We start from the raw sequence: 19897 nt of genomic DNA on the forward strand, positions 1-19897 counted from the left end.
CCCATGTGGGAACCGGCTTTATGTGGGAGCTGGCTTGCCTGCGATGCGAACACCTCGGTCTGTCAGGCAAATCGAGGTGAAGCTATCGCGGGCAAGCCCGGCTCCCACATAAAGCCGGTTCCCACATTTGTTTTTGGGGTGTCCACAGGCTCCCCGCCAAATTGTGGAAAACAAATCTGGCCTCCTCTGAAAGCGCGACATATAGCCGCCGCAAATCCCTGTTTTGTCACAGTTTTGACTTGTCCCCATCCGCTGTGGAACCGGCTGTGGGTAACGTGGGTGTAGCTCGCTGCAGGCCTTTATTTACGTGGCTTGCAGCATGGCGGTTGTTTTTTGACCAGCGGCTTTTTGCTGACCGGACGAGCCCTTTGTCAACCTGTTTAAAGACACAGGTATATGACCGAAATATGTCCCTCCGGCCTGTGGATAAGTCTGTGACTAAACTCTGGAAAGACTGCCGCAGAGGCCGGAATGACTGGCCTGGAGCCATCGTCTGGATTTTCTGCGTAGTCATGGGCCTACATACGCCCCGGCCAAGGTCAAGCAAAAAACTTTCTAAAACCGCCTGCAGGCCTTGTACACAGCGGCTTCGGGTGTTTTGTACTTGCCCCCAAAGACTGTGGGCGCAGTTGTGGATAACCTGCGCGCATATGGCTGCAGGCCACGGTTTATATGGCGTTGCTCGCAATGATCAAAAAATGATCAGCTGTACATGAAGGTGTGTGCATAGCGGTTGCCGCCACCGCGGCGTACGGGCATTCTGCTGGCAACTTTTTTCCCCGATCACCGCAAGGAGAACACCATGTCCAACACGCTGTTTATTACTGGCGCAACCTCAGGTTTTGGCGAGGCCTGTGCCCGTCGTTTTGCCGAAGCCGGCTGGAAACTGGTGCTCACCGGTCGTCGTGCCGACCGTTTGAATGCGTTGGTCGAAGAGCTTTCCAAGCAGACCGAAGTGCATGGCCTGGTGGTGGACGTCCGTGACCGCAAGGGCATGGAAGACGCGATCGCCAATCTGCCAGCGTCGTTCGCCACCTTGCGGGGACTGATCAACAACGCCGGCCTGGCCGTGGGCACCGATCCTGCACCCAAGTGCAGCCTCGACGATTGGGAAACCATGGTCGACACCAACATCAAGGGCCTGCTGACCACCACCAGTCTGCTGCTGCCGCGCCTGATCGCCCATGGCCGTGGCGCCGGGATCATCAACCTGGGCTCCATCGCCGGCAGCTACCCGTACCCGGGCAGCCACGTGTATGGCGGCTCCAAGGCGTTCGTGAAGCAGTTCTCGCTGAACCTGCGTTGCGACCTGCAAGGTACCGGCGTGCGTGTGACCAACATCGAGCCAGGCCTGTGCGAAAGCGAGTTCTCGCTGGTGCGCTTCGGCGGCGACCAGGCGCGCTATGACGCCACCTACGCCGGTGCCGAGCCGATCCAGCCGCAGGACATTGCCGACACCATCTTCTGGGTGCTGAACACGCCTGCGCACGTCAACATCAACCGCCTGGAGCTGATGCCGGTGAGCCAGACCTGGGCTGGGTTTGCCATCGAGCGAGGGGCCAAGTAAGGCATTGGTTCGAATCGCCGGCAGCGCCGGCAAACCGGCTCCTGCAGGTGGTCATATGTAGGCGCCGGTTTGCCGGCGATGGCGGCAAATCGGCCAAAACACGACATAAGGTACACTCCACCCCTGAAAACCCCTCCGCAGTGTGCGGTTTATAGGTTTTGACAGGAGGAAATGTGAGTAACCGAGGTGAGCAGGCACTGCTCAAACAATCGACCATCCTGATGTTCGCCGTGGCGATCGCCGGGATTGTCACGGGTGTGGTATCTGGCGCCCAATCCATTCTATTCGACGGCTTTTTCTCGCTGATCGCCACCGCCATCAAGGTGTTGATGCTGATCACGGCCAAGCTGATCGCCAAGAAAAGCAACGAACGCTTCCAGTTCGGCTATTGGCACCTGGAACCCATGGTGCTGCTGATCGAAGGCAGTTTCCTGTTGCTGATCGCCATCTACGCGTTTCTAAACGGTGTGTTCGGCATCATCAATGGCGGGCGCGAGATCGAGTTGGGCCTGGTGATCATCTACGCAGCGGTGTTTACCGTTGTCGAGTTCGCTTATTTCTTCTACGTGCGCTACCGCAACCGTACGCTCAAATCGTCACTGATCCAGTTCGACAACATCAGTTGGCTGGTGGACGCGATGCTGTCGGTGGGTTTGCTGATCAGCTTCCTGGCTGCACTGCTGCTCAAGTCCCAGGGCTATGGCGAATGGGCGGTGTATGTCGACCCGTTGATCCTGATCCTGCTGGCCCTGAGCATGCTGGCGCCGGCGCTGAAGATTTTGCGCCCGGCATTGCGCGAGGTGCTGGGCATTGCGCCGGATCATCTGGACGACAAAGTGCGTGAAGTGATGGACGCGGCCCAGGCCCGGCATGGTTTCGACGACTACGTGTCCTACGTGCAAAAGCACGGACGCGCACGGTTTATCGAGATTCATGTGGTGTTGCCGGTGGATTACCCGGTGGACAACGTCGCCACGCTGGATGCGCTGCGTGAAGAGATATCCACAGGGCTGGGCAAGCCGGATGCGGCGCGTTGGCTGACGATCAGTTTTACCGGGGATCGCAAGTGGATTGCGTGATAGTCAGGTAGACCGAGGTTAGGCCTTCGCGAGCAAGCCCGCTCCCACATTTGATCGCATTCCAAAGGTAGGAGGCGGTTAAATGTGGGAGCGGGCTTGCTCGCGAAAGGGCCCATGAGGTCAGCCCAAATGCTGGACCAACCCCTGATAGCAGGTCGCCAGATGATAAGGCGTGGTAGACGGCATATCCCGCCGACTGACGTCACCGTGGGCATCCAGGCATTCGTTCCAGCCCTTGGCATGCAGGAATCTTTGCTGCAGCGCCAGCAATTGACGCTGCAGCACGGCTTCACTGTCCGGTCGCAAGGTCAGTGCCCGCAGGTATTCGGCCTGTGCCCAGATACGCTGGGTGCCATCACGCACGCTACCGTCCAGGGCCAGCATGCCGCTGACCGCGCCACTGCTGTTATCCACACCCTTCTGCTCGGCGTAGGCGAATGCGCGCGTCAACGACGCATGCAGCGGCGTGCCGCGCAGCACTGGCGATGACTCCAGCAAAAAGAACCATTCGAACTGGTGGCCGGGTTCAAACCAGTTATCCACAGCACCCAGCGGTTTTTCCAGCATCACGCCGTGCTCGGGGGCAATGAAGCGCTTCTGCATCGCGTTGGCCAAGTCCAGCAGGGCGTCTTGCGTGATCGGGTCTTCACGCACGGCCAGCGTGGCGAGAAAGCCTTCGGCAAGGTGCATCAGCGGGTTTTGCAGTGGGCCGGACTTGAGGGATGACCAGTTGCGCTCCAGCACGGCTTCGTAGAGGCCGTCGCCGCTGGCGAACCGACTGGCGACCACTTCCAGGGCTGCGTCGAGCACCGACTCCACCAGTGGCTCACGCACCTTGGCCCAGTAGTGCGCACAGGCAAAGATGATGAACGCGTGGGTGTAGAGGTCTTTGCGCTTGTCCAGCGGCTGGCCGGCGGGGTCGATGCTGTAGAACCAGCCGCCGTGCTCGGCGTCGTGGAAATGCCGTTGCAGGGAACGGAACAACGCTGCTGCGCGCTCTTCGGCGAAGGCCGCGCCGGGCTCGCCGATCAGGCTGGCAAACAGGTACAGCTGCCGGGCGCAGGCCATGGCGCGGTAGCGTTGCGGGGGCAAGGGGCGGTGATCGGCGTCCAGCGCCTCATAGGGCAATGCCAACTCGGCGTTCCAGCCAGGGCCTTGCCAGAGCGGCACGATCAGGCTGTGGAAGTGCGTGAGCACGGTGTTCAAGGAGGGGTGGGAAGCGCTGGGCATTGGCTGGCGTCGTCACGGCAGGGGTGTTTGCCGCGCATGGTAGCAGGCTTGGGATCTATGGTGTTTGAGCTGGCGCTATCGCGGGCAAGCCCGCTCCCCCATTTGGGTGTGTGAAACCGGTCAAATGTGGGCGGCTGGCTTGCCTGCGATGTGGCCCTTATCGACGCGACGACACTCAGCCCGCCAACAACCACACCCCAGTCGCCGCCGAAGCCGCGCCGGCAATCCGCACCAACGGCGCCGCCGCTGCCGGCAGGAAGCGCACTACCGCATACCCGGCCGCGTGCAACACCGCCGTTGCGCCGACAAAGCCCGCGGCATAAGCCCAAGGGCTGGACATGTCCGGCAACTCCAGGCCGTGGGCCACGCCGTGGAACAGCGCAAACAACGCCGTGGCAGCCACGGCCACGAACAGCGGCGGACGCACCGCCAGCGCCACCGCCAGGCCCAGGGCCAGCACCGAAGCGGCAATCCCGCTTTCCAGGGCCGGCAGTTCCAGCCCTTCAAAGCCCAGCACGCCGCCGATCAGCATGGTGCCGACAAAGGTGCACGGCAGGGCCCAGCGCGCGGCGCCTTTTTGTTGGGCCGCCCACAGCCCGACCGCAACCATCGCCAGCAAGTGGTCGATGCCGCTGAGCGGATGGCTGATACCGGCCACCAGGCCGTTGTCGCCGTGGCCCGGGTGAGCGAAGGCCAGGGCAGGGGCGAGCAGCAGGGCGGCAGCTGCGAGGAGTTTGTTGAGGCTCATGGACAGGTTCCTTGTGGGTTGATCAGGCGGCGGTCAGCAGGCCCTGGCGTTCGATGAAGGCGACGATGTCGGCCAGGCCGACGCCGGTTTTCTGGTTGCTGAACACAAAGGGTTTACCGTTGCGCATGCGCTGGGTGTCGCTGTTCATCAGCTCCAGCGAGGCGCCGACCATCGGCGCGAGGTCGATCTTGTTGATCACCAGCAGGTCGGATTTGCAAATGCCAGGCCCGCCTTTGCGCGGCAGCTTGTCGCCGGCGGACACATCGATCACGTAGATGGTCAGGTCCGACAGTTCCGGGCTGAAGGTGGCCGAGAGGTTGTCGCCACCGGACTCCACCAGGATCAGGTCCAGGCCGGGGAAGCGGCGGTTGAGCTGGTCCACCGCCTCCAGGTTGATCGAGGCGTCTTCACGGATCGCCGTGTGCGGGCAGCCACCGGTTTCCACGCCGATGATGCGCTCCGGCGCGAGCGCCTGGTTGCGCACCAGGAAGTCGGCGTCTTCGCGGGTGTAGATGTCGTTGGTGACGACGGCCAGGTTGTAGCGGTCGCGCAGCGCGAGGCACAGGGCCAGGGTCAGGGCCGTTTTGCCGGAGCCCACCGGGCCGCCGATACCGACGCGCAGGGGTTGTGTGTTCATGTGCTTCTCCACAGTAAAAGGCCTCAGGAACGGAACAGTCGGCTGTACTGGCGCTCATGGGCCATGCACGCCAGGGACAGGCCGAACGCGGCGCTGCCGAAATGGTTGGGGGCGATATGGCTGGCGTCCTGCTGGGCCTGTTGCAGCAGCGGCAGCAGTTTGCTGGTCAAGCGCTGCGCGGCTTGCTGGCCGAGCGGCAGGGTTTTCATCAATACGGCCAACTGATTTTCCAGCCAGCTCCAGAGCCAGGCAGCGAGGGCATCGTCAGGGCTGATAGTCCAGGCCCGCGCCGCCAGCGCCCAGCCCAGGGCCAGGTGCGGCTCTGGCTGGCGGGCGAGGAAATCCTCGGCGGCCTGGTCGAGCTCCGGCAGGCCATTGAGCAGTTGTTGCAGGGAGTAGCCCATCTGCCGGCTCTCCTGATACAGCTCGCGTGTTTCTCGGCTGGCGCGGTGCTCTTCGCACAATTGGGTCAGGCGCGGCCAATCGAGTTCGGCAGCGGCGCGGCAATGGGCGAGCAAGAGGGGCGCTTCAAAGCGTGCCAGGTTGAGCAGCAGTTGGTCGCTGATCCAGCGCCGCGCACTGGCCGCGTCGTTGACGAGACCGTTCTCCACGGCCATTTCCAGGCCCTGGGAATAGCTGTAGCCCCCAATCGGCAATTGCGGACTGGCCAGACGCAGCAGCGCCCAGGCTGGGTTCATGGACGCACGCCGAACTGGTGCAACTTGGGCGGGTAGTTGAAATCTTCATCGCCATGCCGCGAATGGTGGTGGCCGCCGCCGTAAGCACCGTGCTCCGGTTGGAAGGGTGCCTCGATGGTCTCGGTGTGGGCGCCCAGTTGCTCCAGCATGGCCTTGAGCACGTAGTCATCGAGCAGGCGCAACCAACCGTCCCCCACTTGCAACGCCACATGCCGGTTGCCCAGGTGATAGGCGGCGCGGGTCAGTTCAAAGGCGCTGCTGCAGGTGACATGAAGCAGTTGTTCAGGTCGTGCAACGACGCGTACGACGCGTCCGTCTTCGGCCTGCAGGCATTCGCCATCGTGCAGCGGCGGCTGGCCACGCTCCAGGAACAGGCCGACGTCTTCACCGTCGGCACTGAAACAGCGCAGGCGGCTTTTGCTGCGTGCTTCGAAATTCAGCAGCAACTCGGCGGCCCAGAGGGCTTGGGGGGCGATTCGGCGGTGGATCACCAGCATCAGGAAGCTTCCAGCAATGAGCGATGAGAGTGCTAGAGCAAGGGGCTTGCCAACCCCGGTGCAGGGTAGGAATTGCTTGTAGGCAGTGTAGTAGTGCTACTAAACAGGGCGTAGGAAGTTTCTAGTGGTGAACCAAATTGGTGCGCGTGGCGGTAGGGCGCACCTGTCATGGGCGTTTTAGGACTATTCCTACAAGCGACACGGATTTGGCGTTCAAAACGTTACGCGCCGTTTCTTTAGGCTGTGCGCCGTGTTTATCCCATTGCGACGTTCATCATGTTCAAGTCATTTTTTTGTTTAGTAATTGTCAGTCTGTCTCTCGCCATTTCGTCTGCGTCGGCCAATCTACAGCCGCGCCCTTTGTTCAAGGAGTCCTTTAAAGAAGCGTCCATTGAGGATGTGGTTGACCGTGCCCACCAATTGCTCGGCACGCCTTACAAATGGGGCGGTGCCTCGGCGGAGCAGGGCTTCGATTGCAGCAGCTTCCTGGTGTACCTGTTCAAGACCGAAGCCAATATCCAGATTCCGCGCACCACGCTGGCAATGCATCGATCAACGGCGGCGACCATCAAGCGCCATGCGCTCAAGCCTGGCGACGCGGTGTTTTTCAAAGGTAATGGGCGCGGTCAGGTCAGCCATGTGGGGCTGTACATTGGTGATGGCAAGTTCATTCATTCGCCGCGCGCCGGCAAAAACGTGCGTATCGATTCGCTGAGCAATTCGTACTGGAACAAGCACTACACCACCGCGAAGCGTTTTCACCCGGCGGGGTAAGGCGCTTATTCGGTGCTGCCCAGGCCCTGCCAATGCTTCAGGCCGATAAAGATAAAGCGCAATTGCTGGGTGATTTTCGCCTGGGGCGTGAGGTGGGCAGGCAGCGCCTGGGCGGGCGGGTCGATGATGTCGGGGAGGGTGGCGAACACACTTTTGACGATCAGGTCGGCCATCACGTGCAGGCCTTCGGCATCCAGGTGTTGCAGCTTGGGCATCAGTGTCAGGTCAGCCGCCAGGTCGCGGGTGATGTCTTCGCGCAAGGCGCCGATGGCCTGGCGCACGGCAAGGCAGCCGCCGTATTGCTCGCGGGCCAGGAACAGGAATTGCGAACGGTTGGCCGAGACCACGTCGAGAAAGATCCGCACGGAGGCATCAATAATGCCGCCCATCACGAATTCGTTGTGGCGCACCAGGCGAATCGTGGCGCGAAAGGTCTGGCCCACTTCACTGACCAATACCAGTCCGAGCTGGTCCATGTCGGCAAAATGACGATAGAAACCGGTCGGCACGATGCCGGCCGTCTTCGCCACTTCACGCAGGCTCAGGCTGCCGAACCCACGGCCACACTCCATCAGATGGCGGGCTGCGTCCATCAGGGCGAGGCGGGTCTGTTGCTTCTGTTCGGCGCGGGGCAGCATTGGCGGGCGGGCTTTTGTCGACAAGTACAGCGCTGCACTCTAGCAAAACAGCTTCGCTGGCGTCGAACTTGACGGGGCAGGCGGGGTGACAGGTGCTATGAAAAGTCAAAAGCCCGATCGGCTGATCGGGCTTTTTTCAGGGCCACCACGGGGTTAGCTCTGTGCTTGATGCAGTTCTTGCAGACGGTCCGAGCCGCCTTCGGCAACGCCTTCAGTGTAAGCGCGTTTGTTGGCTTGTTCAGAACCACCTTCGACCAGGCCTTTCTGTTCCAGGCGATCACGGCCACCTTCAGCAACACCTTCGGTGTAGGCGCGTTTGTTGGCCTGTTCCGAACCGTTTTCAGCCACGCCGCCTTTGGCGTAGTCACGATTCTCTTCTTCTTGCGAACCGCTGCGAGCCAGGGTCTGGCTGGATTGAACGGCTTGGGCTTTGTTCTGTGGGGTTGCCTGTTCGGCTGCTGGCAGGGCAAAGGCACTGGAAGCAAGGACAGACAGCAGGACGGTAGCGAGTACTTGGCGTTTCATGATGGGTTGCTCCTTGGGAGGGCGATAAAGTGGGTACAGGGCTAATGCTACTCTTGATAAGTCGATATAAAAGTTCATAAACACAATGGTAATAATCAACAGAATTGATTGTTCGCCAGAGCCGCTCTAGAACGGGCCTCTCAAGCACGCGCTTTTGCACCGAGGTGGGTATTTTCGACACGAACATGGGTAACAATGGTGCGCCCGTTGATGATCGAATCTGTCCGGTCGATCAGGAAAATGGCTTTTTGCGACTAAATCCGCGATCGAGTTAAACCCCCGCGCGGTTTGCCAGTCGTAGCCTTATGAGCTGTAGTTCAGCTATTCGTGTTGAGGAGTCCTGTGCAATGACGCGCACTCGTAAAATCGTCGCCTGGAGCTGCGCCAGCTTCGTTCTGTTAATCGCTATCCTGGTGCTGGTCCTAGTGTTTTTTGACTGGAACCGCATCAAGCCGCCCCTCAATGCCAAGGTTTCCGAAGAGTTGCATCGCCCGTTTGCCATCAATGGCAACCTGGCCGTGGTGTGGGCGCGTGAGCCCGACGAAGGCGGCTGGCGTGCCTGGGTGCCATGGCCACACGTGATTGCCGAAGACCTGACCCTGGGCAATCCCGATTGGTCGAAACAGCCGCAAATGGTCACGTTGAAGAAGGTCGAGCTGCGCATTTCGCCGCTGGCGCTGCTGGTGCAGCGCGTGGTGATCCCGCGCATCGACCTCACCGAGCCGAGTGCCCAGTTGCAGCGCCTGGCCGACGGCCGCGCCAACTGGACATTCAAGTTCGACCCCAAGGACCCCAACGCCGAACCCTCAAACTGGGTGGTGGACATTGGTGCCATCGGCTTCGACAAGGGCCACGTCACCCTCGACGACCAGACCCTCAAGACCCAGCTCGACGTGATCATCGACCCTTTGGGCAAGCCGATTCCGTTTGGCGAAATCGTCGGCGACGCCGATGCCAAGAAGGCCCTGGAAAAAGGCTCGGCGCCGCAGGACTACGCGTTCGGCCTCAAGGTCAAAGGCCAGTACCATGGCCAGAAACTCGACGGCAGCGGCAAAATCGGTGGCCTGCTGGCCCTGCAGGACGCGGCCAAGCCATTCCCGCTGCAGGCACAGGTCAAGATCGCCGACACCAGCATCGCGCTGGCCGGCACCCTCACCGACCCACTGAACCTCGGCGCCCTCGACCTGCGCCTGAAACTCTCCGGCACCAGCCTGGGCAACCTGTACCCGCTGACGGGCGTGACCCTGCCGGACTCGCCGGCCTACGCCACTGACGGGCACTTGATCGCCAAACTGCACGAGCCGACGGGGGCGTCTTTCCGGTACGAAAACTTCAACGGCAAGATCGGTGACAGTGACATCCACGGCAACCTCGGCTACGTCGCCAGCCAGCCACGGCCCAAGCTCAGCGGCGCGCTGGTGTCCAATCAACTGCTGATGACCGACCTCGCGCCCCTGATCGGCGCCGACTCCAACGCCAAGCAAAAGGCCCGGGGCGGCGAAAGCAAACAGCCGGCGACCAAAGTACTGCCGGTGGAAGAGTTTCGCACCGAGCGCTGGCGCGACATGGATGCCGATGTGGAATTCACCGGCAAGCGCATCGTGCACAGTGCCGATCTGCCGTTCACCGACCTCTACACCCACCTGATCCTCAACGATGGCGAACTGAGCCTGGAACCCCTGCGTTTCGGCGTGGCCGGCGGCAAGCTGGACGCGCAGATCCGTCTGAATGGCCGCACCACACCGATGGAGGGCCGTGCCCGGCTCACTGCGCGCAACTTCAAGCTCAAGCAGCTGTTCCCGACCTTCGAACCGATGAAAACCAGCTTTGGTGAACTCAACGGCGACGCGGATATTTCCGGACGCGGCAACTCCGTGGCGGCGCTGCTGGGCTCCTCCAACGGTGACCTGAAAATGCTCATCAACGATGGCGCCATCAGCCGCAGCCTGATGGAAATCGCCGGGCTCAACGTCGGCAACTACGTGGTGGGCCGCCTGTTTGGCGACAAGGAAGTGAAGATCAATTGCGCGGCGGCGGACTTTGGCATCAAGACTGGCCTGGCGACTACGCGGCTGTTTGTGTTCGATACCGAGAACGCCATCATCTACATCGATGGCACGGCGAACATGGCCACCGAGCAGCTCGACCTCACGATCACGCCGGAATCCAAGGGCTTCCGCTTGTTCTCCTTGCGTTCCCCGCTGTACGTCAACGGCCCGTTCATCAAGCCGAATGCCGGGGTGAAAGCCATCCCATTGGCGCTGCGTGGTGCGGGCATGGTCGCCCTGGGCGTGATCGCCGGCCCGGCTGCCGGGTTGCTGGCGTTGGTCGCACCCAGCGGCGATGAGCCGAACCAATGCGCACCGTTGCTGCAGCAGATGAAGGAAGGCAAGGCGCCGAAGACCGTGAAAGGCTGATCGTCGAAAATGTCAGAAAGGGCGACCCTCGGGTCGCCTTTTTTATTGTGGCGCGGTAAGTCTAATCCTGATCTTGTGTAGTTCATTTCTGAAATGCTAAATCCGCCCCTGATTCCCCTTACACCTCCTGTATTGCCTTCCTATAGTCGGCCGCCACAGTCACTGGGAGGTGTAATCCATGCAGGGAGCCTACGCATTTATCAATGAGCGGCCACAGCCTTATCCACTGCTCAAGCTCAGTCTTTCTCTTAATTTTCATACGCAGACAAAGTTCGACGTCGTCAACCAACATATCCGCAATGTGGTTGTATTGCCGGGGCAGTTGGTGATCATTCCTGATACGCGCACAGCGTCGTGTACCGCTGAAGAAGCTCAACTGATGCGCTCTGCGCAGAACATAAAACAGGCGTTGTTGGCGCATTCCGCAGCCGATCAGTTTTTGATCAAAAACTACGATCTACTACAGGTCATCATGACCAACGCTTCGATCGGTATCGGGAGTGCCAGCAGTGCCTGGAGTAAGCATCTGGCACAAATCGAAAAGACCCTTAAGGAAATCGATGCTTTACATAAACAGTACTTGAGGCACGGGGCCATGGGGGCAAGGAGTGAGTTTCTGGCTAAGCGCAGGGCGCTGTTTGCGAGGCTGGATCTTCAGCTATCTGGTCTGGCGCGTTTTGGTACGGGGTTGAAAAACCAGGGTTCAATTAAAAAGATGCTGGGCATCTCCAGTAAACGCTATTGGCACCATGGAGAAATTCGGGGGTATGAGGAGACCGTCAAACGCGTAGCCAGGGCGTCAGAGATGTTGAAAAAAGGCACGTATATTGGTATCGCGCTGGATGTCGGTGTGACCGCGTTGGAAATAACGGAGGCCTGTTCCACCGGCCGAGAGCAGGAATGTAAGCGGGCGAAGTTTGTAGAGGGAGGAAAACTGGCGTTCGGGATTGGTGGGGCAGCGTTCGGCACAGAGGTTGGTGCTGCTGTCGGAATGGTTGCCTGCGCAGTGGTCTTCGGCGTCCCTACCGCGGGAGCAGGAGCGCTAGGTTGTGCAGTTGTGGGCGGTATCATCTTAGGGGCGGCGGGAGGCTCGCTAGGAAATACGTATGGAGAACAGGTTGGTACGAGTCTTTATGAAGCTTCAGGGGAGTAGCGAATGACGCTTGAATCCGTTGGGATGATGTCAGCCATTATTATGATGCTGTGTTACCCCATATGTATTTATGCCATCTATACAAAGCTTGAAGAGGCTGAGGACTATTTAAAATCCAGCACATTTATAGTGACGGTCAAATACACATTTCGATTTGGGTTATTTGGAGGGAAACTGAAACGTCTCTTCGTTATCGCGATGGTTATTCTCATCCCAAAGGTTTTTCAATGGCGCCACCTAGTGCTGGCTGAGGATGTAAGGCGTATGCCGAAAAGGCTCAAACTGTGGATGGTCATACCCTTTCTGCTCACTGTGTCTTCCTTCGCTGGAATGGCGCTGTCATGGTTTCTGACTGAGTGATGGGCATAGCAGGTGAAAAAGAGAGGGGGCCGGTTAACCGGCCCCCTCTTTTTATCGTTCGGGTTACAGGCTTTCTAGAATGTCGGCCATATCGTCCGCATGCTCTTCTTCCTGAGCCAGGATCTCTTCAAACAGACGGCGAGTGGTCGGATCCTTGTCGCCGATGTACTGGATGATTTCACGGTAGCTGTCCACCGCGATTCGCTCGGCCACCAGGTCTTCGTAGACCATTTCCTTCAAGCTGTTACCCGCCACGTATTGGGCATGGGAGTTCTTCGACAGCAGGTCCGGGTTGAACTCCGGTTCGCCACCCAGTTGCACGATGCGCTCGGCGAGTTTGTCGGCGTGTTCGGCTTCCTGGGTCGCGTGCTCGAGGAATTCCTCGGCGGCGATCTGGGCTTTGACGCCGCTGGCCATGAAGTAGTGGCGCTTGTAGCGAAGCACGCACACCAGTTCTGTGGCCAACGAGGCGTTGAGCAGGCGAATGATTTCTTCGCGGTCGGCGTCGTAACCCTCGGTCACGGCACCGTTTTCGACGTTCTGGCGGGCGCGGCTGCGCAGGGTCGCAACGTCAGTCAAGTTTGCTTCAGTCATCTCAATCTCCTGGTGCTAATCCGGTTTTACGCCACGCTCTACCGGCGTGATCGCTCCAAGTTGTGAGTCCTGCGTGACGCAAAAAGTTTTATCGGATTTCAATGGGCGTCGAGCATTCGCGAAACGATCGCCTGTTCATGGGGCGGTCATGTCATTTGGTCTAGGATGGATCAATCACCCTTAAGACCAGGATGTCAGCGTCATGCCCCAACCGCTCGCCACGCGTTATCCCCTGGTGCTGGTACCCGGCATGCTCGGCTTCGTGCGCGTGGGGTTGTTCCCTTACTGGTACGGCATCGTCCCGGCGCTGCGGGCCGGTGGCGCGCAGGTGTTTGCCGTGCAGGTGGCGCCGCTGGATTCCAGCGAGGTGCGCGGTGAGCAACTGCTGACGCAAATCGAACAGATTCGCCGTGACACCGGTGCCGACAAGGTCAACCTGATCGGCCATAGCCAGGGCGCGCTTACCGCCCGCTATGCGGCGGCCAAGCGCCCTGACTGGGTGGCGTCGGTGACGTCGGTGGCCGGGCCCAATCAGGGTTCGGAGCTGGCGGACCATATCCACCTTCATTACCCGGCCGAGAGTGTCAAAGGCCGGATCATGAGCGCGCTGTTCCATCTGGTTGCCTGGGTGATGGGCGTGATGGAAACCGGCTATCGCGGGCCGCGCTTCAAGGCTGATCTGCAGGCCTCGCACCATTCCCTGACCAGCGCCGGCGTGGCCCTGTTCAATCGCCAGTATCCCCAGGGGTTGCCCGACACTTGGGGTGGGCACGGCGCCGAGGTGGTCAATGGCGTGCGCTATTACTCGTGGTCCGGCACTTTGCAGCCGGGCAAGACCGATCGCGGGCGCAACCTGCTGGACGGCACGAACCGCAGTTGCCGCTTGTTCGCGCGCAGTTTTGTGCGGGAAAAGGGCCAGTGTGACGGCATGGTCGGGCGCTACAGTTCGCATTTGGGACGGGTGATCGGCGATGACTATGCGTTGGACCACTTCGACATCGTCAACCAGTCCATGGGGCTGGTGGGCAAGGGCGCGGAGCCGATCCGCTTGTTTGTCGAGCATGCGCAGCGATTGAAAGCCGACGGGGTTTAGCCCGGTCAATCGCGCAATCGTTTATCGCGCCAAGCCAGCACCCACCCGGCAACGCGGTCCACTGTGGGAGCGGGCTTGCCCCGCGATAGCGAGGGCTCAGGCCGCGCTGGCCTCACGGCGCACCGGCGTGGTCCAACGCTCCGACAAGATCACCCCGCCCAACGTCAGCAAGCCACCCACCAGGTGATACAGCGCCAACTCCTCCTTCAACACCACGGCTGCAATCAGCGCGGTGATCAGCGGCAGCAGATTAAAAAACAATGTGGTGCGGCTTGGCCCCAGGGTCTTGACCGAATGCATCCACGCCAACGGCGCGAGCATCGACGCCAGCAAGCACGCGTACAGCACCAGCGGGATGTTTGCCCAGCCCAGGCCCGCTTTCGCCGAAAACAGGAACAGCGGAAACAGCACCACCACCGCCACCAGCACCTGCAGATAGAGAAGCACCAACGGTGGCAGGCGCAGCTGCCATTTTTTCAGCAGGGTGCTGTAGACCGCATAGGCCAGGGTGGCCACCAGCATCATGCCGTCGCCGAGGTTCACGCCGTGCTGCAGCAGCGCGCCGAGGCTGCCGGCCGAGACCACCACGACCACGCCGGCAAATGACAGCACGGCACCGGTGAGGGCGCCGAAGGTCAGGCGCTGGCCGAGGCTGATGATGGCGGCGGTCAAAGCCATCAACGGCATCAGCGAGAGGATGATGCCCATGTTGGTGGCGCTGGTCAGCGTGGCGGCGTAATAGGCCAGGCTCTGGTACACGGCCATGCCCAGCACGCCGAGGATGAAAACCTTGCCCAGGTTCGGGCGGATGATCGACCAGTTGGCAATCACCGGCTTGAGCATGAACGGGGTAAACAGCAGCGCTGCGAGCAACCAGCGATAAAAGCCGATTTCTGCGGGGAAGATCGAGCCCACGGCCAACTTGTTGACCACGGTGTTGCCGGCCCAGATAAAGATAGCCAGCAGCGGATACGCGTATTGCATCGAAAGAAACCAGGTGTGTTGATGAGGCAGGATTATCCCCTTGTCTGGATCGCAGCCTATACTGCGATCCAGACAACCTGCGCCTGTATCCAGACAATATGCCCAGACACATCGTCCGCCTCGCCGATTTCGCCCGGCTGCCCAGCCCGGTGTACTTTCGCTATTCTGATTTTGCCCCGGATACCGAGTGCACGCCGCACCAGCACTTGTGGGGTTCGCTGGATTATTCGGCGAGTGGGGTGATGCGCATGGAAGTGGCCGGCAGCCGCTTCATGTCGCCGCCGCAGTATGCGGTCTGGGTGCCGCCGCAGACCGAGCACAGCTCCTACAACGCCCACGCGATCATCTACCACTCGGTGGGTCTGGCCCCGGAGCTGTGCGAACAACTACCGAAGCACCCCTGTACCTTGGCGATCAGCGACATTCTCAAGGCGATCCTCAAGGATTTTGCCCAGCGTGATGTGAATAACCCTCAGAGCGACGCCGACCGCCGTCTGGCTGACGTGGTGGTGGACCAGCTCAGGCAGGCGCCGATTCACGATTGCTTCCTGCCCTACGCGCGTCACTCCGGGCTGCTCGGCGTACTCGAAGGCATGCAGGCCGACCCCGGTGACAATCGTCCCCTGGCGCACTGGGCCGAGCAGGTGCATGTCAGCGAGCGCACCCTGGCGCGGCAATTTGTGCGTGAGTTGGGCATGAGCTTCGGCGAATGGCGCCAGCGCCTGCGTTACCTCGCCGCCATCGAAGCCCTCGACAGCGAGCGCAGCGTGCAACACGTGGCCTTCGACCTGGGCTACAGCACCGCCTCGGCCTTCATCGCCATGTTCCAGCGCCATGCCGGCTGCACGCCGGAGCAGTACCGGCGGACAAATATCCGCGGCCGGTGAAGATGTAACAGGCTTTGACTACACTCCTCGGTAGGCCGTGCCCCCCGGCACGGTAACAGGGAGAAAACTCCATGAAGATGCTGCGTATTCCGCTGTTGATGATGGGCCTGCTGCTGTGTTCCCAAGGGTTTGCCGCCACCGCCGCACAGACCGCCCAGCAACAAAAAATGACCACCTGCAACGCCGAAGCCAAAGGCAAGTCCGGCGACGAGCGCAAAACATTCATGAGCACGTGCCTCAAGGCCGCTCCCGCTGCCAACGACGCCAAGACCCTGACGCCCCAGCAGCAGAAGATGAAAGACTGCAATGCCGACGCCAAGACCAAAGCCTTGACCGGCGACGCGCGCAAAACCTTTATGAGCACCTGCCTGAAGAAATAATAGCCCCAGGCCATAGAAGGCTGCGACACTCGCACACAGCCCCCTGTAGGTGCTGGCTTGCCAGCGAAAAAGCGGGAACGCTCACGCGTTTATCCAGACTAAACGCGGTGCCCTTGCGTTTTTCGCCGGCAAGCCGGCTCCTACAACATCCTTTAACGCCGTTCGTTTTGAGGCTGTATGCCAACGTTTTCTCAGCGTCACGTGTTGTTGCTGGTCAGTTGCGTCATCATTTTCGGTGGATTATTGCTGGTCCTGCCACTGAAGCTGCTGCCCAGCCTGTTGGCCGGCCTGCTGGTGTATGAACTGGTCAACATGCTCACCCCGCAGTTGCAGCGGCTGATCGAAGGCCGGCGCGCGCGCTGGTTGGCCGTGGCCTTGCTCGGCACCTTGATCGTCAGCGTGCTGACCCTGATCTTCGCCGGCGCCATCAGCTTCCTGCTCCACGAAGCAGAAAATCCCGGGGCGTCCCTCGACAAGTTCATGGGCGTGGTCGACCGCGCGCGCGGCCAGCTGCCGCCCTTCCTCGACGCCTACTTGCCCGCCAGCGCCGCCGAGTTCCGCGTGGCCATCGGTGATTGGCTGAGCAAACACCTGAGCGAACTGCAGTTGGTCGGCAAAGATGCCGCGCACATGTTCGTCACCCTGCTGATCGGCATGGTGCTCGGCGCGATCATCGCGCTGCAGCGCGTGCCCGACCTTACCAAGCGCAAACCGCTCGCCGCTGCGCTGTTCGACCGCCTGCACTTGCTGGTCCAGGCCTTTCGCAACATCGTCTTCGCCCAGATCAAAATCGCCGCGCTGAACACGGCCTTTACCGCGATCTTCCTGGCCGTGGTGCTGCCGCTGTGTGGCATTCACCTGCCGCTGACCAAGACCCTGATCGTGCTGACCTTCCTGCTCGGCCTGCTGCCGGTGATCGGCAACCTGATGTCCAACACGCTGATCACCATCGTCGCGCTGTCGTTGTCGATCTGGGTGGCGGTGGCGGCGCTGGGCTACCTGATCGTGATCCACAAGGTCGAGTACTTCCTCAACGCGCGCATCGTCGGCGGGCAGATCAGTGCCAAATCGTGGGAGTTGCTCCTGGCGATGCTGGTGTTTGAAGCCGCGTTTGGCTTGCCGGGCGTGGTGGCGGGGCCGATCTACTACGCGTATTTGAAGAGCGAGTTGAAGCTCGCTGGCATGGTTTGATGCAGTAACGAGAACGTTAAAGGGATTTAAGGGGAAACTAGCAGTGAGCGACAATCTCTATGCTCCGCCAACGGCGGAGCTGACCGACACGGCGCGGCCGTCAGCCGAGTTTTACGTCATCTCCAAAAAGAAATTGCTGATCCTGAGCCTGCTCAGTTTTGGGCTTTACACCTATGTATGGGCGTATAAAAACTGGAGCTTGTACAAGCAGGCCAACCAGGCCGATATGTTGCCAGTGGCGCGCGCGTTCTTTTTTATTTTCTTTATCCACAAGCTCTATCGCCTGGCCTACCGGCGCGTAGTCGAGAGCGGCCGCAAGTTCGACTTCGATTTTGAACAGTGGGCGACGGTTTTCGTGGTGCTGACGGTGGGCGCCAATATGTTCGACGCGGCGGCTGCGCGGATTGAAGCGTGGTCTGCGTATAAGAACCTGATGATGCTGGCGATTCCGATCTGTGCCTACATCCTGCAGCAGTCCCAAGGCCTGATCAATTTTGCCGCGGGGGATCCTGACGGCGAGAGCAATGATCGCTTCAGCCCATGGAACTACCTGGTGATCGTGCCGGGGGTGGTGGTCTGGGGCCTGACGTTTCTGGGGCTGTGGTCGATTTATTTTCGCTAGGGCGGGTGGGTTTGTCCTGCGCTGGGCTGCGCAGCAGCCCCAAAACCATCATCCCAGGCATACCTGAAACAGCGCATTCATCCTTGATGGGGCTGCTTCGCAGCCCAACGCGGGGCAAGCCCGCTCGCCACAAGAAGCCCGGCAGCCACAATAAGGTCATCAGCTACATCAAGCCCGGCAGCCACAATAAGGTCATCAGCTACATCAAGCCCGGCAGCCACAACAAGCCCGGCAGCCACAACAAGCTCATCAGCCATATCAAGCCCTGCAGGCCACAGGAGACTTTGGTTGGCTCATCAAGCCCGGCAGGCCACAAGAGGCTCTGGTTGCCTCAAGCCTCCTCTGGCCAGCGTCTCGCTCAGCTGCCGTAGCGCTTGCTTGCCTCGATCGCCAGGCCGCTGCCGATGCTGCCGAAGATGTTGCCTTCCACGTGCCGTGCATTCGGCAGCATTGCCGAGATGCTGTGGCGCAGGGCCGGGATGCCGCTGGAACCGCCGGTGAAGAACACCGTGTCCACTTGGGCAACGTCCACCGAGGCGTCGGCCAGCAATTGCGTGACGCTGTTGCGCACGCGCTCCAGCAGGCCGTCGATGGCCGACTCGAACAGGCTGCGGCTCAGGTCCACGCTCAAGCCCGGTTCAACCCGGTCGAGCAGTACGTGGCGGCTGTCTTCGTGGGTCAGCTGGATCTTGGTTTCTTCCACTTCCATCGCCAGCCAGTGGCCGGCGCGCTGTTCGATCAGCTTGAACAGGCGGTCAATGCCGCCGGTGTCTTCGATGTCGTAGCGCATGCTGCCCAGGGCCAGTTGGGATTTCTGCGAGTACACCGAGTTGATGGTGTGCCAGGTCGCCAGGTTCATGTGGTGGCTGGTGGGCATGTAGGCTCCGCTTTTCATGCGGCTGCCGTAGCCGAACAGCGGCATCATGCCGGCCAGCGACAGTTGCTTGTCGAAGTCGGTCCCGCCGATGTGCACACCGCCGGTGGCGAGGATATCGTCGTGGCGGTTGTCGTTGTGACGGCGGTCCGGTGACAGGCGCACCAGCGAGAAGTCGGAGGTACCGCCGCCGATGTCGACGATCAGCACCAGCTCTTCCTTCTCGATGGTCGACTCGTAGTCGAAGGCCGCGGCAATCGGTTCGTACTGGAACGAGATGTCCTTAAAGCCGATCTTGCGCGCTACATCCACCAGAGTGTTTTCGGCTTCCTGGTCGGCCATCGGGTCGTCATCGACGAAGAACACCGGACGTCCCAGCACCACTTCCTCGAACTCGCGGCCGGCGGTGGCTTCGGCACGGTTCTTGAGTTGGCCGATAAACAGCGCCAGCAGGTCGGTGAACGGCATGGCCGTGCCCAATACGCTGGTGTCGTGCTTGATCAGCTTGGAACCCAGCAGGCTCTTGAGCGAGCGCATCAGCCGGCCTTCGTAGTTTTCCAGGTACTCGTGCAGGGCCAGGCGACCGTAGACCGGGCGGCGCTCCTCGAAGTTGAAGAACACCACCGACGGCAACGTGATCTTGTCGTCCTCCAGCGCGATAAGCGTCTCCTCGCCGGGGCGGATCCAGCCGACGGTGGAGTTGGACGTGCCAAAGTCGATGCCGCAGGCACGGGCTGGGGATGGGTTTTTCATGTCTATCGGGTTCCGGTTGAAAAACGGCCGCGCAGTGTATGCCAGTCGCAAAGGAATGCGTAGGCCGACTATCCGTTAAATGGTGCTTGAAAGTGCGCGTTTCGCCCCCACATCTTGTGCATACGGCTAGCGCCGATAACACTTTGACGCACCCCCAGGCCACAGCACTCAACAGGTGCAATACAGCGCACGTTGT

The 19897-nt window shown here is 60.5% G+C and carries 21 protein-coding genes; 11 read left to right on the forward strand and 10 right to left on the reverse strand.

What is annotated here, in order from left to right; translation table 11 throughout:
- Positions 1–802 precede the first annotated feature (802 nt).
- Together NTD80_RS08420 and NTD80_RS08425 are read left to right on the forward strand one after the other, a co-directional pair.
- Positions 803–1567 (forward strand): SDR family oxidoreductase, encoded by a 765-nt coding sequence (locus NTD80_RS08420; protein WP_065900173.1) that lies wholly within the window; start codon positions 803–805, stop codon positions 1565–1567.
- 173 nt (positions 1568–1740) lie between these two features.
- Positions 1741–2646: a cation diffusion facilitator family transporter gene (locus NTD80_RS08425; protein WP_262133107.1), complete on the forward strand. Its 906-nt coding sequence runs from the start codon at positions 1741–1743 to the stop codon at positions 2644–2646.
- Positions 2647–2766: 120 nt separating this feature from the next.
- Here NTD80_RS08425 and NTD80_RS08430 read toward each other — a convergent pair whose 3' ends face one another.
- The 5 genes from NTD80_RS08430 to ureE all read right to left on the reverse strand — a co-directional run bounded on the left by NTD80_RS08430 (position 2767) and on the right by ureE (position 6456).
- Positions 2767–3876: an AGE family epimerase/isomerase gene (locus NTD80_RS08430; RefSeq protein ID WP_262133109.1), complete on the reverse strand. Its 1110-nt coding sequence runs from the start codon at positions 3874–3876 to the stop codon at positions 2767–2769.
- Positions 3877–4051: 175 nt separating this feature from the next.
- Entirely contained in the window at positions 4052–4624 is a 573-nt protein-coding gene (locus NTD80_RS08435) for a HupE/UreJ family protein (protein WP_106805307.1), read from the reverse strand.
- Positions 4625–4646: 22 nt separating this feature from the next.
- A complete protein-coding gene (ureG, locus tag NTD80_RS08440; protein ID WP_065900180.1) occupies positions 4647–5261 on the reverse strand; it encodes an urease accessory protein UreG in 615 nt (204 codons plus the stop codon).
- 23 nt (positions 5262–5284) lie between these two features.
- On the reverse strand, positions 5285–5959 hold the full coding sequence (locus tag NTD80_RS08445) for an urease accessory protein UreF (RefSeq protein ID WP_262133111.1): 675 nt from the start codon (positions 5957–5959) through the stop codon (positions 5285–5287).
- On the reverse strand, positions 5956–6456 hold the full coding sequence (gene ureE / locus NTD80_RS08450) for an urease accessory protein UreE (protein WP_065900182.1): 501 nt from the start codon (positions 6454–6456) through the stop codon (positions 5956–5958). The genes NTD80_RS08445 and ureE overlap by 4 nt, the downstream gene beginning before the upstream one ends.
- Positions 6457–6732: 276 nt before the next feature.
- Between ureE and NTD80_RS08455 the strand changes: the two genes are divergently transcribed.
- The gene (locus NTD80_RS08455; protein WP_262133178.1) at positions 6733–7230 is read left to right on the forward strand and encodes a C40 family peptidase; all 498 of its coding nucleotides are present in this window, start codon (positions 6733–6735) and stop codon (positions 7228–7230) included.
- A gap of 5 nt (positions 7231–7235) precedes the next feature.
- Here NTD80_RS08455 and NTD80_RS08460 read toward each other — a convergent pair whose 3' ends face one another.
- Positions 7236–7868: a TetR family transcriptional regulator gene (locus tag NTD80_RS08460; RefSeq protein ID WP_065900186.1), complete on the reverse strand. Its 633-nt coding sequence runs from the start codon at positions 7866–7868 to the stop codon at positions 7236–7238.
- 153 nt (positions 7869–8021) lie between these two features.
- Entirely contained in the window at positions 8022–8393 is a 372-nt protein-coding gene (locus tag NTD80_RS08465; RefSeq protein WP_065900187.1) for a hypothetical protein, read from the reverse strand.
- A gap of 347 nt (positions 8394–8740) precedes the next feature.
- Between NTD80_RS08465 and NTD80_RS08470 the strand changes: the two genes are divergently transcribed.
- The 3 genes from NTD80_RS08470 to NTD80_RS08480 all read left to right on the forward strand — a co-directional run bounded on the left by NTD80_RS08470 (position 8741) and on the right by NTD80_RS08480 (position 12323).
- On the forward strand, positions 8741–10810 hold the full coding sequence (locus NTD80_RS08470) for an AsmA family protein (protein ID WP_262133114.1): 2070 nt from the start codon (positions 8741–8743) through the stop codon (positions 10808–10810).
- A 178-nt stretch (positions 10811–10988) separates the two neighbouring features.
- Positions 10989–11963 carry a hypothetical protein gene (locus NTD80_RS08475; protein WP_262133115.1) on the forward strand — a complete coding sequence of 325 codons (975 nt, stop codon included), beginning with the start codon at positions 10989–10991 and terminating at the stop codon, positions 11961–11963.
- A gap of 3 nt (positions 11964–11966) precedes the next feature.
- The gene (locus tag NTD80_RS08480; RefSeq protein ID WP_262133117.1) at positions 11967–12323 is read left to right on the forward strand and encodes a hypothetical protein; all 357 of its coding nucleotides are present in this window, start codon (positions 11967–11969) and stop codon (positions 12321–12323) included.
- Between the two features lie 63 nt (positions 12324–12386).
- Here the strand turns inward: NTD80_RS08480 and NTD80_RS08485 are convergent, their stop codons facing one another.
- Complete coding sequence (locus NTD80_RS08485; RefSeq protein WP_034105637.1) at positions 12387–12917, reverse strand: bacterioferritin; 531 nt, start codon at positions 12915–12917, stop codon at positions 12387–12389.
- 202 nt (positions 12918–13119) lie between these two features.
- Between NTD80_RS08485 and NTD80_RS08490 the strand changes: the two genes are divergently transcribed.
- Entirely contained in the window at positions 13120–14010 is an 891-nt protein-coding gene (locus tag NTD80_RS08490; RefSeq protein ID WP_262133118.1) for an esterase/lipase family protein, read from the forward strand.
- A 96-nt stretch (positions 14011–14106) separates the two neighbouring features.
- Here NTD80_RS08490 and NTD80_RS08495 read toward each other — a convergent pair whose 3' ends face one another.
- The gene (locus NTD80_RS08495) at positions 14107–14994 is read right to left on the reverse strand and encodes a DMT family transporter (protein ID WP_120447511.1); all 888 of its coding nucleotides are present in this window, start codon (positions 14992–14994) and stop codon (positions 14107–14109) included.
- A gap of 98 nt (positions 14995–15092) precedes the next feature.
- On the opposite strand from NTD80_RS08495, the gene NTD80_RS08500 reads away from it, so the two are divergent.
- The 4 genes from NTD80_RS08500 (at position 15093) to NTD80_RS08515 (ending at position 18074) form a co-directional block, all read left to right on the forward strand.
- Positions 15093–15881, forward strand: coding sequence for an AraC family transcriptional regulator (locus tag NTD80_RS08500; RefSeq protein ID WP_262133119.1), 789 nt, complete (start codon positions 15093–15095; stop codon positions 15879–15881).
- Between the two features lie 71 nt (positions 15882–15952).
- Positions 15953–16261, forward strand: a complete 309-nt coding sequence (locus NTD80_RS08505; RefSeq protein WP_262133121.1) for a PsiF family protein — start codon at positions 15953–15955, stop codon at positions 16259–16261.
- A 177-nt stretch (positions 16262–16438) separates the two neighbouring features.
- A complete protein-coding gene (locus NTD80_RS08510; RefSeq protein WP_065900195.1) occupies positions 16439–17452 on the forward strand; it encodes an AI-2E family transporter in 1014 nt (337 codons plus the stop codon).
- 43 nt (positions 17453–17495) lie between these two features.
- Complete coding sequence (locus tag NTD80_RS08515) at positions 17496–18074, forward strand: hypothetical protein (RefSeq protein WP_262133124.1); 579 nt, start codon at positions 17496–17498, stop codon at positions 18072–18074.
- 358 nt (positions 18075–18432) lie between these two features.
- Here NTD80_RS08515 and NTD80_RS08520 read toward each other — a convergent pair whose 3' ends face one another.
- Entirely contained in the window at positions 18433–19701 is a 1269-nt protein-coding gene (locus NTD80_RS08520) for an Hsp70 family protein (protein ID WP_262133126.1), read from the reverse strand.
- Positions 19702–19897: the final 196 nt, after the last annotated feature.

It is taken from the genome of Pseudomonas sp. 13B_2.1_Bac1, from assembly GCF_025466155.1.
Classification (GTDB): domain Bacteria; phylum Pseudomonadota; class Gammaproteobacteria; order Pseudomonadales; family Pseudomonadaceae; genus Aquipseudomonas; species Aquipseudomonas aylmerensis.

Excerpts from the sequence above, each read along its gene's own strand:
- NTD80_RS08475 (WP_262133115.1), top strand. The coding sequence starts at position 10,989 with ATGCAGGGAGCCTACGCATTTATCAATGAGCGGCCACAGCCTTATCCA.
- NTD80_RS08480 (WP_262133117.1), top strand. The coding sequence starts at position 11,967 with ATGACGCTTGAATCCGTTGGGATGATGTCAGCCATTATTATGATGCTG.
- NTD80_RS08500 (WP_262133119.1), top strand. The coding sequence starts at position 15,093 with ATGCCCAGACACATCGTCCGCCTCGCCGATTTCGCCCGGCTGCCCAGC.
- NTD80_RS08445 (WP_262133111.1), bottom strand. The coding sequence starts at position 5,959 with ATGAACCCAGCCTGGGCGCTGCTGCGTCTGGCCAGTCCGCAATTGCCG.
- NTD80_RS08520 (WP_262133126.1), bottom strand. The coding sequence starts at position 19,701 with ATGAAAAACCCATCCCCAGCCCGTGCCTGCGGCATCGACTTTGGCACG.
- NTD80_RS08510 (WP_065900195.1), top strand. The coding sequence starts at position 16,439 with ATGCCAACGTTTTCTCAGCGTCACGTGTTGTTGCTGGTCAGTTGCGTC.
- NTD80_RS08420 (WP_065900173.1), top strand. The coding sequence starts at position 803 with ATGTCCAACACGCTGTTTATTACTGGCGCAACCTCAGGTTTTGGCGAG.
- NTD80_RS08505 (WP_262133121.1), top strand. The coding sequence starts at position 15,953 with ATGAAGATGCTGCGTATTCCGCTGTTGATGATGGGCCTGCTGCTGTGT.
- NTD80_RS08495 (WP_120447511.1), bottom strand. The coding sequence starts at position 14,994 with ATGCAATACGCGTATCCGCTGCTGGCTATCTTTATCTGGGCCGGCAAC.
- NTD80_RS08465 (WP_065900187.1), bottom strand. The coding sequence starts at position 8,393 with ATGAAACGCCAAGTACTCGCTACCGTCCTGCTGTCTGTCCTTGCTTCC.
- NTD80_RS08455 (WP_262133178.1), top strand. The coding sequence starts at position 6,733 with ATGTTCAAGTCATTTTTTTGTTTAGTAATTGTCAGTCTGTCTCTCGCC.
- ureG (WP_065900180.1), bottom strand. The coding sequence starts at position 5,261 with ATGAACACACAACCCCTGCGCGTCGGTATCGGCGGCCCGGTGGGCTCC.
- NTD80_RS08490 (WP_262133118.1), top strand. The coding sequence starts at position 13,120 with ATGCCCCAACCGCTCGCCACGCGTTATCCCCTGGTGCTGGTACCCGGC.
- ureE (WP_065900182.1), bottom strand. The coding sequence starts at position 6,456 with ATGCTGGTGATCCACCGCCGAATCGCCCCCCAAGCCCTCTGGGCCGCC.
- NTD80_RS08485 (WP_034105637.1), bottom strand. The coding sequence starts at position 12,917 with ATGACTGAAGCAAACTTGACTGACGTTGCGACCCTGCGCAGCCGCGCC.
- NTD80_RS08435 (WP_106805307.1), bottom strand. The coding sequence starts at position 4,624 with ATGAGCCTCAACAAACTCCTCGCAGCTGCCGCCCTGCTGCTCGCCCCT.
- NTD80_RS08430 (WP_262133109.1), bottom strand. The coding sequence starts at position 3,876 with ATGCCCAGCGCTTCCCACCCCTCCTTGAACACCGTGCTCACGCACTTC.
- NTD80_RS08460 (WP_065900186.1), bottom strand. The coding sequence starts at position 7,868 with ATGCTGCCCCGCGCCGAACAGAAGCAACAGACCCGCCTCGCCCTGATG.
- NTD80_RS08470 (WP_262133114.1), top strand. The coding sequence starts at position 8,741 with ATGACGCGCACTCGTAAAATCGTCGCCTGGAGCTGCGCCAGCTTCGTT.